Origin of the sequence: Peribacillus sp. Bi134 (assembly GCF_918698065.1) — a bacterium.
In the GTDB taxonomy this organism is placed as follows: Bacteria; Bacillota; Bacilli; order Bacillales; family DSM-1321; genus Peribacillus.
Genome location: NZ_CAKKLN010000004.1, coordinates 70,833 through 85,238 on the forward strand (window position 1 = coordinate 70,833; position 14,406 = coordinate 85,238).

Consider the following 14,406-nt stretch of genomic DNA (forward strand, 5'->3'; position numbering starts at 1 on the left):
GGTTTTTTTGTGTTTTTTTTTTGAAGGAGGATTTCATCATTGGAAGAGTCATTGATTAGAAGCTCATTGAAAGAGAGAGGGGATGTGCTTGAAGAACCTCATTTTGAGAGAAATGCCAAGCGCAGGTTTCGTTTTCTGCTATTTTTCTTGCTGTGCATCCTTTTATTATCAGTTACATTCGCTGTTACCCTTGGGCCAGTTAAGATGTCAGCAATAACGGTTTGGAAGATTGCCTTAGGGCATCTGCCTTTTATCGGTGGTTTTCTGGAGGTGAATTGGAGTATCGCACAAGAGCGGATCATTTGGGATATCCGCCTGCCCCGTGTATTGCTCGGTGCGGTGGTAGGTGCGGGATTATCCGTAGTGGGTGTCGTCATCCAGGCCTTGGTGCGCAATTCACTTGCAGATCCGTATATTCTGGGCATTTCATCTGGTTCCTCTGTTGCTGCAACCCTTGTCATTCTTTTTGGGGCGCTTCCTATATTCGGTCAATATGCGTTATCATTCGGTGCCTTCCTGGGGGCCATGGCTGCGATGCTTTCCGTGTATTTATTGGCTCAAGTGGGAGGGAGAATTCAAACGACAAGGCTGTTATTGGCGGGTGTAGCCATTTCAATGATCATGTCTGCCGTCACTAATTTCATTGTCACTCTTGCACCAAAAGATTCCGGCATCCGTGAAGCGATGTTTTGGATGATGGGCAGCTTAGCGGGGGCAAAATGGGAATACATACCGATTCCAGCGGTTGTGGTGCTTGTGGTTTCCTTGTTCCTTATCGTACAATCCCGCTCCCTCAATATCTTATTGATGGGTGAAGAAGTAGCCGCGACGCTCGGAGTCAATATGGAAGCCTTCCGTAAAGTTCTGATCATCATTACATCCCTTGTTACGGGAACAGTTGTGGCTGTAAGCGGTTCGATTGGGTTCATCGGTCTGGTCGTACCGCATTTAGCCCGGCTATTGGTCGGGACAGACCATAAACGTGTTCTTTCATGCAGCATATTGATTGGCATGATCCTCGTCATTTGGTCAGATGTTTGTGCCCGGCTGGTCCTGGCACCTCAAGAACTTCCGATTGGGGTTGTCACCGCACTTTGCGGAGGACCATTCTTCATTTGGCTTTTGCGGCGAAGTTCATATTCATTTGGAGGTGGGGGCAAGTGAGATTAGCTATTGAAGAAGTATCCTATTCAATTCTGGACACTCCTATCATTGAGGATATATCACTGCAAATAAAAACTGGGCAGTTCGTTGGGCTGATCGGTCCGAATGGGAGTGGGAAATCCACTTTATTAAAAAATGCTTCTCGGATCTTGAAGCCTCATACGGGAGCTGTTCACCTGGACGGCCGTGACCTTTACCGGCTTTCACAGAAACAAACAGCCAGGGAAATGGCGGTTGTCAGTCAGGAAACATCCCTGACCTTCGACTTTAGTGTACAAGAGATGGTTTGGATGGGACGGCATCCTCATAAGCGGTTATTTCAGGGAGATACGGAGATAGATAGAGGAATCGTCAATCAAGCATTAGCTCGCGTTGAAATGAGTGGATTTGAAGACAGGAGTTTCATGAGCTTGTCGGGTGGTGAGAAACAACGTGTCCTCATAGCCCGTGCCCTTGCCCAGGAAGCGAATATCATCATCCTGGATGAACCAACGAATCATTTAGACATCAGGCATCAGCTCCAATTGCTGGACCTTGTAAAAAAGCTGGACGTTACCGTCTTGACAGCTCTGCATGATATAAACTTGGCAGCCATGTATTGTGATCATATATATGTCATCCAAAATGGCAAAGTGATCACATCCGGAACACCAGAAGCTGTATTGACGACAAAAATGATAAGGAAGGTGTTCGGGGTGGAAACGGAAATCGGCATACACCCCATCACGCAAAAGACGCATATCACCTTTTTAGCACATATATAAAAAAACAATGGATATGAGGTAAAGTATATGACTGTTTACCGAAAGATTTTGTTAAGCATCATTTTTTTGGCAATGATGATATTGGGCGCTTGCAATAACTCCGAGGAAGCTTCAAAGGACGGAGGCAAACAGAGCGAAAAAGGTGGAAAAGAAAAAGTGGTCATCACTAATCTGGATCATGAATTCACCTATGCAGAGGCACCAAAACGTGCGGTTACGCTAAACCAGCATGCGACGGAAATCATGCTTGCATTGGGGTTGCAGGATTCAATGGCAGGTACGGCTTATTTGGATGACGAAATTTTGCCAAAGTATAAAGATGCCTATGAAACAGTGCCTGTGCTTTCCAAGGAATACCCATCAAAAGAAGTTTTCTTTGAAGCTGAGCCGGATTTTGCATATGCAGGCTGGAAAAGCGCCTTTACGGAACAAACGTTAGGAACCGTCCAAGAGCTAAAAGAAGCGGGAATCAATACATATATCCAAGAGTCTTCCAATATGTCAACACCGACAATAGAAGATGTGTATAAAGATATTGAGAATATTGGACGCATCTTTCATGTAGAAGAAAAAGCAGCGGAAGTCATCAAAGAGATGCAACGGGAAATAAAAGAAACTACAGCAAAAATCGAAAGTGCAGGCAAGCCCAAAAACGTTTTCGTATATGACAGCGGTGAAGAAGTCCCGAGAACGGCAGCGAAAAATAATTACATGACAGGAATCATTTCCATGGCTGGCGGCCAGAACATTTTTGGTGATACGGAAGGGGGGTGGCCTGAGGTCAGTTGGGAAGAAGTCGTCGATCGGAATCCGGATGTTTTTGCCATCATTGATTACGGAGATATCCCCATAAAGCAAAAAGAAGCATTCTTATTAAATAAAAGTGAACTGGCGGATGTACCGGCCATTCGAAATAAAGCAATCATCGTGCTTCCTCTTTCAGCGGGCGCCGAAGGGATTCGTGCACCACTAGCCTTACGGACAGTAGCGGAAGGACTCTATCCCGAGAAGTTTTGAACCGACCAAGCGGATGCTGAACAAATGACCCGAATAATTGACACGAATGAGACGTGTCCTTGTTCGGGTTTTACTATATCCAATTAGAAGGATAATAGGATCGGTTTCTTGAATTATTTTGTTTGGCAGATCATAATTCGTAAAAATGAAAGTTATAGGAGAAGGAGAATCTAATATGATAGAAGGTTTATATGAAGCCCATTTACCAGTCAAGAACCTGGAGATCTCTATGGATTTTTATAAGAAAATAGGCTTGAAACTAGCTTGGAGGGATGAAGATACTGCCTTCTTTTGGATCGAGGAAAACAAAAGCTGGGTCGGCTTATGGGAAGGGAAGGAATATCAAACTCCATACCACCCTTCACTAAGGCATATCGCCTTTCGGGTAACTTATGATAATATGAAAAATGCATTAACTTGGCTCAAATCCTTGCAAATTGAAGTCGTCCCTTTTGGAAAAAGGACAACCATTGAACCTTTTGTGCGTCCGAACCAAGGAAACGCTTCCGTCTATTTCAATGATCCCGATGGAAATAGTCTGGAACTTATGTGTTCGATAAAAGTCCCTGATGCATATAAGCATATTACCGAAAAACTATTACTTGAAGAATGGGAAGAACTATTAACCAGGTGAACTTTGTAAAGGAAAAATTTCCTGCCTAGTCTCAACCATAATATAACTAAACTGTTTTGTTACTTAGGATTTTGCAAAATTTTATTCAAGTCCATTTGATAAGAAACAAATCATTGTTTTGATGAAATATACTATACGAGTATGAGCAATCAATACGGAAAGGCTTGGCATGTGGATGTTTAAAATTAGAGTGAACCTATTAACTCAAATGACATTACTTATCATATTCGTTGTTTTTATCAGTACCTTACTTGTGAGCATCCTATTCTCTACACTGCTGGAAGACATCGTCGAAAACCATATGGGTAAGCAAGCAATGACGGTGGCCAAATTAGCGGCTCAAAATCCAACGATCATCCAGGGATTTGACGATGAACAGCCCTCAGAGGTGATTCAACCCGAATCAGAAATGATTCGTCAAACAACAGGTGCAGATTATGTAACCATTGCGGACCATAAAGGACTTCGATACTCTCATCCTAATCCAGAATATATTGGGAAGCCTACGGCTACTAGTAATGATGCAGTACTAAATGAACACAAATCTATTATTTATCAAGGAAATGGGATATCGGGGCCAGCGATTAAAGCTAAGGCTCCTATCTGGAATGATAAAGGGGAAGTTATCGGTGTTTCATCTGTAGGATTTTTGGTAGAGAATGTACAAGATCAAATATCCAATTATAAAATGAAGATTATTCATTTGTCACTTATCCCGATCAGTGTAGGAATCTTATGGGCAATATTTATAGCGCGACGCTTAAAAAAGCTTATTTTAGGTCTGGAGCCTGAGGAAATTTCTTTTCTTTTTCAGGAAAGGGAAGCGACACTTGATGCCATCCGATATGCTACCGTTACGATTAATATTGAAAAACAGGTTACTTCCATGAATAAAAGAGCACGTGAATTGTTTCATGATCATCAGCTTATGGTGGGAAAGAGAGTTGTAAATGGGCATTTAGAAAAACTCATCAAAATGGTAATCAGCACAAAAGAGGGGCAGTTCAATCGTAAGTTACTTTTAGGCCAACAGCTATACATTTTGGATTTATCCCCGATCCTAAATCATAATGACGTCAGGGGTATCGTTTTAACAATAAGAACAGTATCAGAAATTGAACAATTAACTAATGAATTTTCAGAAATCAAGGCCTTTTCAGAAAATATGCGGGCACAAAATCATGAGTTTTTAAATAAATTAAATACCATTTATGGATTACTTAGTTTAAAACAGTATGATAGGGCAATGAACATCATCTCTTCTGAAGTGAGGGAGAGGCAAGATATCATTTCGTTTCTTATGTCATCGGTTAAAGACCCTTTAATCGCCGCCTGTTTACTTGGAAAGATAAACCGTTCAAAAGAATTGCAGGTTATTTTAGAAATAGAACAGGAAAGCAATTTAAACAGTACATTAAAACCTGAGGATTCCCATCACTTGGTTTCCGTTATTGGTAATGTCATCGATAATGCGATGGAGGCAGCGCGGCAAAAGAACAAAAGTGGGGGAAAGGTCAAAGTTTCGTTTACGGATTTAGGAAACGAAATCATATTTGATATCGAGGATAACGGTCCAGGTATCCCTCATGCAATGGAAGATATTATTTTTTCAGATGGTTATACGACTAAAAATGGGGAAAATCATGGGATCGGCTTGGCCATTGTAAAAAACTCCATTGGTCTTTTAAGCGGTGAAATTTATATTGATCGCAGTTATTTGGGGGGAGCAAGATTTACAATCGTCTTCCCGAAGGATATAAAAGCAGAAAAGGAGGCGTGAGAATGTCCAAAGGACCGATTACAGTTGTCATTCTTGAAGATGATGAGAATGCAGTGAATATATATAAACAATTTACGAATCAATTAGATCAATTCACTGTCATAGCTACAGCTAGCACAGGCAAGCAAGCGCTGAATATACTGCATGCCGCACAACCGGACTTAATTTTATTGGATATCTTTTTACCTGATATGAATGGAATTGACCTTCTTCGGGAAATTAGGAGGGAATACCGGGGGATTGATGTAATCCTGATCACCGCCGCGAATGATACCGAAACAGTCAGTGAAGCGATTAGGGGAGGGGCTTTTGGTTACCTTATAAAACCGATCATTATCGATAAGCTTCTTGCGACGCTCAACCAATACGACCTGACGAGACGGCAGCTGCATAATGGCAATTTAGTAAATCAAGATAAAGTGGATACTCTTTTTCGGACCATAAGTAATTCAAATACAGCAAATGATGTCCAAATAAGTTCTCTTCCCAAGGGAATTGACAAACATACCTTGAAAATGGTCAGAAGCAAGATTCAAAACGTCAATGGCAGTTTAAACGCTGATGAACTAGGTCAACTCGTTGGAATTAGTTATTCAACCATGCGAAGATACCTGGAGTATTTAGTTTCTTGTAATGAAATGGAAGTTGAGGTTTTATATGGTGGTATAGGAAGGCCTGAAAGAAAATATAAAATAAAACACATGTAAATCCCAGTTGATGAAATTCGTTTTCATCAATGGGATTTTTTCTTTTTTAGGCGTGAAAAAAATGAAAAAAACTCTTTTTACTTTCTTTATATGTGAATAAGGCATAATGGATGATAGTCTCTAAAGAAAGCGCTGTCAAAACGAGATGGTGATAAACAGAAGGGGGCTTGAAGATGTTATCCATTTTAGGATTTTCCATGATTGCAGTATTCATGTATTTAATTATGTCGAAGCGACTATCGGCACTAGTGGCCATTATGCTCGTTCCAATCATATTTGGAGTGATTGGAGGATTTTTTACAGAGCTGGGTCCCATGATGCAGGATGGTGTTGAAGGTATAGCTTCAACAGCCATAATGATATTGTTTGCGATTTTATATTTTGGAATAATGATAGATTCCGGTTTATTTGATCCTCTTATTTCTAAAATATTGAAAATAGTAAAAGGAGATCCATTAAAAATAGTTTTAGGAACCGCTATTCTCTCAATGACCGTCGCATTAGATGGGGACGGGACAACTACTTACATCATTACTGTCTCAGCACTTTTACCCCTTTATAAGCGTCTGGGCATGAACAAAATAATATTAGCCACTGTAGCCATGTTATCTATGGGTGTAATGAATATGACACCGTGGGGCGGAGCTTCCGCTATGGCGATGGCCTCGTTGAACCTTGACGCATCGGAATTGTTCTTGCCGATGATTCCTGTCATGGGGTTTGGCCTAATTTGGGTTCTTGTCGTGGCTTTTATATTGGGAAAAGGGGAACGAAAGAGATTGGGCGTAGTGGAGATCCAGCATAATCACACTAATGAAATGAATTCGGAGGCCAATTCCGAGTTAGCGGCAACTACGGTCTCCCGTGATTATCGCAGACCGAAATTGGTCTGGTTCAACTTCATTTTAACGATTGTGCTCATGGCATCATTAATCATTGATTTTATGTCTTTGACCATTTTATTCATGATTGCTTTCGCCATTGCGTTATTGGTCAATTATCCTGATTTGAAAGATCAGCAGGATCGAATCGCCGTTCATTCGAAAAATGCATTGGCCGTCGTTTCAATTGTCATTGCAGCCGGGATTTTTACCGGCATCATGTCTGGAACGAAAATGATTGATGCAATGGCCATTACGTTGGTCTCATTAATCCCGGAATCTTTCGGACCATTTTTACCGGTTATTGTTGCGTATGCCAGTGCCCCTTTTACTTTCTTTATGTCAAATAATGCATTCTATTTTGGCGTACTTCCTATTATCGCACAAGCCGCTGATGCTTATGGAATTAGCGCGGCAGAAATAGGGCGTGCTTCATTAATAGGGCAGCCGATACACGTATTGAGTCCTTTGGTGGCCGCAGCACATTTGCTAATAGGTTTAGTTGGCACTGACTTCGGGGATCTGCAGCGGTTTGCCGTGAAATGGGCATTAGGGACTGTCACTGTTATGACAATAGCCGCGATAATCTTGGGAGTCATTTAGTAAAAGGAATGGTTACTCTATCTTGCAGAAGGATATTTTAAAATTGGAGGATTTTCAATGTGGATCATCACACTCTATAAAAGCAGAGGTATTGTAATGTATGAATTTGAAACAGAACAAGCAGCAAGGGAAGTTTTCTGTAATATTCGGGGCAATAAGGTTCTATCAGAAGTTATTTACTTTAATGACCCATGTTTAGCATAATGATAGCAATGAATAGTAGAGTGTTTAATAAAAAAAGGTTATTGCAAAAGAAAAGTGGAACTTTACAAAATATGATGTATGTTTAAAACGCAAATCATGGGAGTGTCCTTCAAGGTTATGCATTTCATTGTTTACCCCGAAAAGCTAAGGCTTTATTGGGGTTTTTCTGTTGCCCTAGACGCTTTTAACAATGATTCTTGTGGTAATCTTCGCCAGATTCATTACAGTATGCAGTCTCGTATCATTTAAAGATTGTCGGGGCAAAAGGGGATCTAAATAATTTACGACGGCTTTTAGGTGATAATCACCCAATTCAGGTAAGGATTTATTCATCGCTTCACCAGGGGTAAAAGGACCTTTTGTCAGAAATATAGAACCGATTTGATGATAGCCACCCAAACAAGCATCGATACCAAAAATAAAGGGATTTTTAAATTGCTTTTTTATTTCTTTCAAAACACTTTTCAAATTATGGGCGTGAACAGGATCTGCGAGTGTTCCGAAGACATGATAAGGGACTTGGTTTTCTCTAAGCATCGTCCCTACTAAAGGCCCGAATGAATCTCCTGTGGAACGATCTGATCCAATACATAAAAAGATGATCTCTTTGGACATTGGCCGAAGAATTCTTGCGATTTGAAAAGACATTTCGTCTATTTCTCCTTCTGCATTTGTATCCAACGTATAGCTGCAACGCTGCATTTCTATTTTTGTCTCACCTTTTTTCCTGCCATCAAAAGGATACATGCCTACACCCCCTAGAGTACCGTGATCTTGAATAAATTATAACATGATTAATTATTCTTCAAAATATTATGGAAATCACTTGCTTCCCTCTAATGATCAATTTCAGCCGCCGTATCAAGTGGAATATCATTTCTTGTTTATTTGTATTTTGTTAATATATAGATAAATTGGTTTTTTTGATAAAATGAAAACAAAAAAATATACTGTATGAAACTTTTGATTATAGAAAGGCAGAGCCAGTGTTTTATAGAAGGAAGTGTAAGAATGTTTAATCAATTAACGAATAACGATAGTATCCTTAATCAATTACGTGCAGACTGTGAGAATTGTTTTGGTTTGTGCTGTGTGGCTTTGCCTTATGCAAAATCTGCTGATTTTGCATTTGATAAAGAGGGAGGTACACCATGTTCAAACCTGCAATCAGATTATCGTTGCGGCATCCATGAAAATCTCAGAGCTAAAGGGTATAAAGGCTGCACGGTATATGAATGTTTCGGTGCCGGTCAAAAGGTATCTCAACTCACCTATGATGGAAACGATTGGAGGAACAACCCAGAGTCAGCAAAGGAAATGTTCGATGTATTTCCTATTATGCAACAACTTCATGAAATGCTTTGCTACTTAAATGAAGCACTGAATTTAGAAGATGCGCAACCTCTTCACCGAGAATTGCAGACCGCTTTTGAAGACACGGAATATCTCACTCAACAAAGTCCAAAGTCTATCATGGACCTGAATGTGCCAGCTCATAGAGCGATCGTTAATGATTTACTTCTGCGCACAAGTGAACTGGTACGTGCAAAGGTTTCATTTAAGAAAAATAAAAAAAAGTCGAACAAAATAGGTAGGGGAAGTGACCTGATGGGTGCAAAGTTGAGAGGAGCTGACCTTAGGGGAGCGAACTTAAGAGGAGCTTTGCTTATTGCATCTGACCTCAGAGAAGCCGACATGCGAGTGACGGATCTTATTGGTGCAGACTTTAGGGACGCTGATTTAAGAGGTGCCGATCTCACCGGAAGCTTCTTTATCACACAAGCACAGATTAACTCGGCTAAAGGAGACACAAAGACAAAATTACCACCTTCAATAAGCATTCCCAATCATTGGAGGTAGAAGTTTAGCTAAGATTGGAGCGAGATTTCTTGCAGAGCAAACGCTTAACGAATAATGAGATTGTTTAATTCACGAGTAAAAAGCGGAAACTTACGAGTAAAAGCACTAAATTCACGAGTAAAAGGCGGAAACTTACGAGTAAAAGTGCCAAACTCACGAGTAAAAGTGCCAAACTCACGAGTAAAAGTGCCAAACTCACGAGTAAAAGTGCCAAACTCACGAGTAAAAGCGTCAAATTCACGAGTAAAGCACGAAACTCACGAGTAAAAGCGTCAAATCCACGAGTAAAAGCGCGAAATTCACGAGTAACTCACCATATTCATGAGTAAAAGCACGAAACTCACGAGTAAAAGCGCCAGATTCACGAGTAATGGGAAATTTACTACATAGTGTATGAACATCAATAGCGGTCAAGAAAATTAGATTTGCTTTAATTCGAAGCTTTTACAAAGAGTGAACCCTGCTAACATGCGATTCTTCATTAGGAAGGATCGTCTTTTAAATTTGGGCGGAAAATTTTCATTTTTCCATTTGACTCTGACGTTGCGTAATACCTTACTGTTAATGATATCGGAAGGAGGTAAAGAGCAGTGGCAATGAAAGTGAAGGAGTTAGCCGATTTGGTTGGCATTAGTGTGCGGACGCTGCATTATTATGATGAAATCGGGTTATTATCGCCAGAGGAAATAACCGATGCAGGTTATCGCCTTTATTCGAATGATAATCTTGAAATGTTGCAGCAAATCCTGTTTTTCAGGGAACTTGGCATGCCATTAAAGGAAATAAAACAAATGATTAGCAGCTCTTCGTTTGATAAACAAGATGCGTTAAAGCAACATCAAAAAATGTTGCTGGAGAAACGCAGTCAGCTCGATAAATTAATTAAGACGGTCGAAAAATCGATTAAACATATGAAAGGGGAAATTCAAATGACGAATAAAGAAAAATTTGAAGGGTTTGACTTCAGTCAGAATCCATATGAAGAAGAAGCTCGCAAGCTTTGGGGGGATAAAGCTGTCGATGAGTCGAAGGCTAAAGTGGCGGGCATGTCCAAAGATGCACAGAAAGTTGTATCAGCAATCTATTTAAAACTTGCGTCAATCCGAAATGGCTCGCCAAAGTCGGAGGAGGCACAAGAGGCAATTAAAGAATGGTATGATTGTTTGAACAATAACTTCGGCACATACTCGCTGGATGCTTTCAAAGGATTAGGTCAAATGTACGTGGACGATCAACGCTTCACCAAAAATATCGACCAATATGGTGAAGGGTTGGCAAAATTCATGTGTGATGCGATGGGGCACTTTGCTGACGCTAACAAAAATTAAAACTCAAGTTTGAGAGATTTCATGATGGAAGGTTGCTGCGGCAACCTTTTTATTTTGGTGCTAAGGGGACGGTCAGTTTAAGAAGTTGTATACTGTGATTATGGGAATATTTAGAATTTAAGAGAACAGGGGGAAACTTATGGAATTTAGGAATGATTCCTTTAACCTCGGGAAAATCAATGATGTTGATGGAAGTAAAGTTGCTGTTTTTAATGGAGATACCATTTATACAAGTATCGTCACTAAACTTAGGGCCGCAGGTTGTGTTTTCGCCGAGGAAGAGGCCCGTTTGCTTATCAACGCGGCGGGGACAACGGCCGAACTGGCTGGGATGGTGGATAGACGGATAGCGGGTTTGCCCCTTGAACACGTCATCGGTTGGGCGGAATTCTGCGGTATCCGGATAGAGGTTCATCTCGGAGTTTTCGTACCCCGCCGACGGACCGAGTTTTTGGTCCGCCAAGTGACAGCACTCGCTATGCCAGGAGCAGTCGTAGTGGACTTGTGCTGCGGCACGGGCGCGGTTGGCTCCGCAGTTGGCGATGTTCTCGAAGGTATCGAGTTGTACGCAGTCGACATTGACCCAGCCGCGGTGCGGTGCGCGCGTCGTAACGTCACTTCAATCAATGGTCAGGTATACGAAGGGGACCTCTATGAACCGCTTCCAGCAAATTTACGGGGACGTGTTGACGTCCTGGTCGCAAACGCACCATACGTCCCCACTGAGGGAATCGGTCTATTACCCCATGAAGCGCGCATGCATGAGGCGAGGGTGGCATTAGACGGAGGGGCGGACGGGCTTGATGTCCAGCGAAGGGTTGCGGCCTCGGCAACACTTTGGTTGGCGCCGGGCTCCCATTTGTTAGTCGAGACGAGTGAGCGGCAAGCGATGCAGACCGTTGAAATCTTTGCTGGATACGGGATGATGCCGCAGATGGTAAAGTGTGAAGAACTGGACGCCACTGTCGTAATTGGAACCAGGCCCGCACTCAAAAGAAATGTTTGAGGGCACTTGTTAAGTTAAGGCTAGGGGAAAAACCGTGACCTTCAATAATCAAATTTTTGCAACAAAATGAGGCAATCGAGCAATAAAAAAATCCAAGTCATCTTGAGGTGCCAGTTTAAATGGAACTTTGGAAAATGAGTCAAAAGGTATCGGAGCTAAGCGATGTGATCCTTATTATTTTTTTAGTCTAGTCTTTTCCTGTCTGTCGATTTCCACGATGTTGGTTATATTTAGCTTCGGTACCTGGGGGGTGCTTGGCATTATCGTGTTTTCTTTTTATGTTGTTATCCCTTATTTATTATTTGCTGTTCCGGTACAGGTCCTTTTCAATAAACATCCTAAAAAATTCGTTTAATTTATTTTAGTTTTTATATTTTTTTCTGTTTGCTGGCTGTATTCATTTATAGTGCGGTGCTTAATTTTGACTTCAGTATGGATGTTTTAACTACAAAGAATTACTATGCAATAAGCCTTTCTGCGGCACTGTTTTTTTGGTTTTGGGACTCGGTCTTTTTACAAAAAAAGAGCCCTGTATCTTGAAATGGGACCTTCAGATTGTAGACAAATTCAAACGTTGCCTCCAGGCACTCGCTTTCCGCGGGCGGTCCGGGAGCTTCCTCGGCGCCTTTGCGCCTGCGGTCTCCCCCTGGAGGCGCTTTCCCACAGGAGTCTCGCACCTTCCGTTTCATCAACATTGATTTAAAATTTTGATAGAACCCCTTTTGACAAACAGAAGGGACCAGTTAAATGATCCCTTTTCGACATTATTTCTTTAGCAAGTTTACGATTTCTTTTGCTTTTTCTAATGTAACTCCTTCAATCATACTGTTATTTTTTCGAACAGCCGTACCGAAATGATAGTGACCGGTATGCAGTTCGGAATGGATAGAAAGGATATTATCCTTATTTAAGCCGCTTCCAACCAGTATGGCTATATCGCCGCTGACTCTTTTCATTTGTTGAATCGTTTTCATGCGGCTGGGGAGATCCCCATTACCTCCTGAGGTCAATATCGTTGTGATTTCTGGATATTGTGCTAGCATTTCAGCTGAAATGACCGGGTCGTTTGTTTCATCGATGGCTCGGTGGAATGTAATCTCCAAACCTTCACATACCGTCAATAATTCTTCGAGATATGGTCGATTGATTTCATTATTTTCATTTAATGCACCCAATACAACCCCGTTGGCTCCCAGTGATCGAATGATTTCGATATCTTTTTTCATTATTTCCAAATCATTTTTCGTATAACTAAACGACTGGCTATGAGGCCTTACCATCACGTTGACTGGTATCTTTACTGAATTGACGATAGCTTCTATCAGGGCGTGGCTGGGAGTTAATCCCCCCTCGGCTAAAGAACTGACAAGCTCGATTCGGTCTGCGCCCGATTCTTCGATAATAATGGCATCCTCTATCGTTGTGGCAATGAATTCAATGTACATTGGATTTTCCTTTCCTTCATGCAAGTGTTATAAGATTATTAAATCCATTAAGAATAGTAAAGTCAATTCATTAATAGATAGTTTTCCCTAGCTTTCCTCAAATGGAATTTCTTTATTTCGCTATTTATGAAACGAAATGAACTTTCAAACGTATAAAAAAAGAATATATTCAATGGTATATTTGAAAGTGGAATGTTCGGCAGTGTAATTAAATGAAAATCATCATGACGGAGGTTATTTAATTGGATAAAGAAAGTAAGGAAATAAAGAAATCGAGGTTTTACAAAGTAGGGATGGGGTTCCTGATCATTTCCCTTCTCACTTGGATCATTCCTGTCGTAGCTCCTTTTACGCCATTTTCGACTGCGGTTAAAGCGGGGGTCATAACAGGTGCAATCGTCTTTGCGGAGGTCATGTTTTGGGCAGGAGCACTTTTGGTCGGGAAAGAAGTGGCTGCTAAATATAAAGGTTATTTAAACCCGAAAAATTGGAGAAAAGAAAAAGGATGAAGCTGTTTTATAAAAAGGGCCGGGAGTGAAGCCCAATGGAAACTGAGTTGTTGAAAGTTTTCGATTCCAATCGCATTCAACGGCGTGAGGTAGTACATAGATTGGGATATTGGCCTGCTGGTTCGCAAGTAGTGAAACGGGATTGGATTACTATTATGAAAGCACCATTAGATTGATCAGAGAAAACCTCGTTAATTGAAAATAAAGCCCCGGACAAAACGATTCGAGTTTTGTTGGGGTTTTTCTTTTTTCTTGAAAAAAAACATTAAGTACATCGACCTGTATCCTTACCAATCAACGGCAGCCTATTGGCTCGTTTTGTCTCAGCTCGATACGCATATGTCCTTAGTTGTTACCTTATTTGTCCTGAATTGCTCATAGGGATAATGACTTTGTCTCTGTGCTGATTCAGTTGATAAAGCGAGACATACAAGACTGTAATAGTGATGGCAGGCTGCAACTTTAAGGCGGTGATGTAGTTTTTCATGAACTAGGGAATTTATC

General features: G+C 41.1%; 15 protein-coding genes. 13 read left to right on the forward strand and 2 right to left on the reverse strand.

The genetic code is table 11. The features are described 5' to 3' along the window. The first annotated feature begins 135 nt into the window (after positions 1–135). The 8 genes from LQ188_RS08955 (at position 136) to LQ188_RS08990 (ending at position 7,754) form a co-directional block, all read left to right on the forward strand. Positions 136–1,164: an iron ABC transporter permease gene (locus LQ188_RS08955; protein ID WP_230176841.1), complete on the forward strand. Its 1,029-nt coding sequence runs from the start codon at positions 136–138 to the stop codon at positions 1,162–1,164. After that, positions 1,161–1,928, forward strand: a complete 768-nt coding sequence (locus LQ188_RS08960) for a heme ABC transporter ATP-binding protein (RefSeq protein WP_230176633.1) — start codon at positions 1,161–1,163, stop codon at positions 1,926–1,928. Before LQ188_RS08955 ends, LQ188_RS08960 begins: the two co-directional genes overlap by 4 nt. A gap of 27 nt (positions 1,929–1,955) precedes the next feature. Beyond that, a complete protein-coding gene (locus LQ188_RS08965; protein WP_230176634.1) occupies positions 1,956–2,945 on the forward strand; it encodes an ABC transporter substrate-binding protein in 990 nt (329 codons plus the stop codon). Positions 2,946–3,120: 175 nt separating this feature from the next. Beyond that, positions 3,121–3,579: a VOC family protein gene (locus LQ188_RS08970; RefSeq protein ID WP_230176635.1), complete on the forward strand. Its 459-nt coding sequence runs from the start codon at positions 3,121–3,123 to the stop codon at positions 3,577–3,579. A 175-nt stretch (positions 3,580–3,754) separates the two neighbouring features. Further along, the gene (locus LQ188_RS08975) at positions 3,755–5,359 is read left to right on the forward strand and encodes a sensor histidine kinase (RefSeq protein WP_230176636.1); all 1,605 of its coding nucleotides are present in this window, start codon (positions 3,755–3,757) and stop codon (positions 5,357–5,359) included. 2 nt (positions 5,360–5,361) lie between these two features. After that, positions 5,362–6,066: a response regulator gene (locus tag LQ188_RS08980; RefSeq protein ID WP_230176637.1), complete on the forward strand. Its 705-nt coding sequence runs from the start codon at positions 5,362–5,364 to the stop codon at positions 6,064–6,066. 173 nt (positions 6,067–6,239) lie between these two features. Next, complete coding sequence (locus LQ188_RS08985) at positions 6,240–7,550, forward strand: citrate:proton symporter (RefSeq protein WP_230176638.1); 1,311 nt, start codon at positions 6,240–6,242, stop codon at positions 7,548–7,550. Between the two features lie 57 nt (positions 7,551–7,607). Next, a complete protein-coding gene (locus LQ188_RS08990; RefSeq protein ID WP_230176639.1) occupies positions 7,608–7,754 on the forward strand; it encodes a hypothetical protein in 147 nt (48 codons plus the stop codon). Between the two features lie 174 nt (positions 7,755–7,928). On the opposite strand, the gene yyaC is transcribed toward LQ188_RS08990, so the two are convergent. Continuing rightward, positions 7,929–8,501 (reverse strand): spore protease YyaC, encoded by a 573-nt coding sequence (yyaC, locus tag LQ188_RS08995; RefSeq protein ID WP_230176640.1) that lies wholly within the window; start codon positions 8,499–8,501, stop codon positions 7,929–7,931. Positions 8,502–8,765: 264 nt separating this feature from the next. On the opposite strand from yyaC, the gene LQ188_RS09000 reads away from it, so the two are divergent. The 4 genes from LQ188_RS09000 to LQ188_RS26990 all read left to right on the forward strand — a co-directional run bounded on the left by LQ188_RS09000 (position 8,766) and on the right by LQ188_RS26990 (position 12,303). Continuing rightward, positions 8,766–9,614 (forward strand): pentapeptide repeat-containing protein, encoded by an 849-nt coding sequence (locus LQ188_RS09000; RefSeq protein ID WP_230176641.1) that lies wholly within the window; start codon positions 8,766–8,768, stop codon positions 9,612–9,614. A 590-nt stretch (positions 9,615–10,204) separates the two neighbouring features. Continuing rightward, positions 10,205–10,942 (forward strand): MerR family transcriptional regulator, encoded by a 738-nt coding sequence (locus tag LQ188_RS09005; RefSeq protein ID WP_230176642.1) that lies wholly within the window; start codon positions 10,205–10,207, stop codon positions 10,940–10,942. Between the two features lie 139 nt (positions 10,943–11,081). Then, entirely contained in the window at positions 11,082–11,948 is an 867-nt protein-coding gene (locus tag LQ188_RS09010; protein WP_101223116.1) for a putative protein N(5)-glutamine methyltransferase, read from the forward strand. A 127-nt stretch (positions 11,949–12,075) separates the two neighbouring features. Continuing rightward, positions 12,076–12,303: a UPF0715 family protein gene (locus LQ188_RS26990; RefSeq protein WP_101223115.1), complete on the forward strand. Its 228-nt coding sequence runs from the start codon at positions 12,076–12,078 to the stop codon at positions 12,301–12,303. Positions 12,304–12,712: 409 nt separating this feature from the next. Here the strand turns inward: LQ188_RS26990 and LQ188_RS09015 are convergent, their stop codons facing one another. Continuing rightward, entirely contained in the window at positions 12,713–13,393 is a 681-nt protein-coding gene (locus LQ188_RS09015; protein ID WP_101223113.1) for a copper homeostasis protein CutC, read from the reverse strand. Between the two features lie 242 nt (positions 13,394–13,635). Between LQ188_RS09015 and LQ188_RS09020 the strand changes: the two genes are divergently transcribed. Beyond that, positions 13,636–13,902, forward strand: a complete 267-nt coding sequence (locus LQ188_RS09020) for a transporter suffix domain-containing protein (RefSeq protein ID WP_230176643.1) — start codon at positions 13,636–13,638, stop codon at positions 13,900–13,902. Positions 13,903–14,406: the final 504 nt, after the last annotated feature.

Excerpts from the sequence above, each read along its gene's own strand:
- LQ188_RS08965 (WP_230176634.1), top strand. The coding sequence starts at position 1,956 with ATGACTGTTTACCGAAAGATTTTGTTAAGCATCATTTTTTTGGCAATG.
- LQ188_RS08970 (WP_230176635.1), top strand. The coding sequence starts at position 3,121 with ATGATAGAAGGTTTATATGAAGCCCATTTACCAGTCAAGAACCTGGAG.
- LQ188_RS08975 (WP_230176636.1), top strand. The coding sequence starts at position 3,755 with ATGTTTAAAATTAGAGTGAACCTATTAACTCAAATGACATTACTTATC.
- LQ188_RS08980 (WP_230176637.1), top strand. The coding sequence starts at position 5,362 with ATGTCCAAAGGACCGATTACAGTTGTCATTCTTGAAGATGATGAGAAT.
- LQ188_RS08985 (WP_230176638.1), top strand. The coding sequence starts at position 6,240 with ATGTTATCCATTTTAGGATTTTCCATGATTGCAGTATTCATGTATTTA.
- LQ188_RS08990 (WP_230176639.1), top strand. The coding sequence starts at position 7,608 with ATGTGGATCATCACACTCTATAAAAGCAGAGGTATTGTAATGTATGAA.
- yyaC (WP_230176640.1), bottom strand. The coding sequence starts at position 8,501 with ATGTATCCTTTTGATGGCAGGAAAAAAGGTGAGACAAAAATAGAAATG.
- LQ188_RS09000 (WP_230176641.1), top strand. The coding sequence starts at position 8,766 with ATGTTTAATCAATTAACGAATAACGATAGTATCCTTAATCAATTACGT.
- LQ188_RS09010 (WP_101223116.1), top strand. The coding sequence starts at position 11,082 with ATGGAATTTAGGAATGATTCCTTTAACCTCGGGAAAATCAATGATGTT.
- LQ188_RS09015 (WP_101223113.1), bottom strand. The coding sequence starts at position 13,393 with ATGTACATTGAATTCATTGCCACAACGATAGAGGATGCCATTATTATC.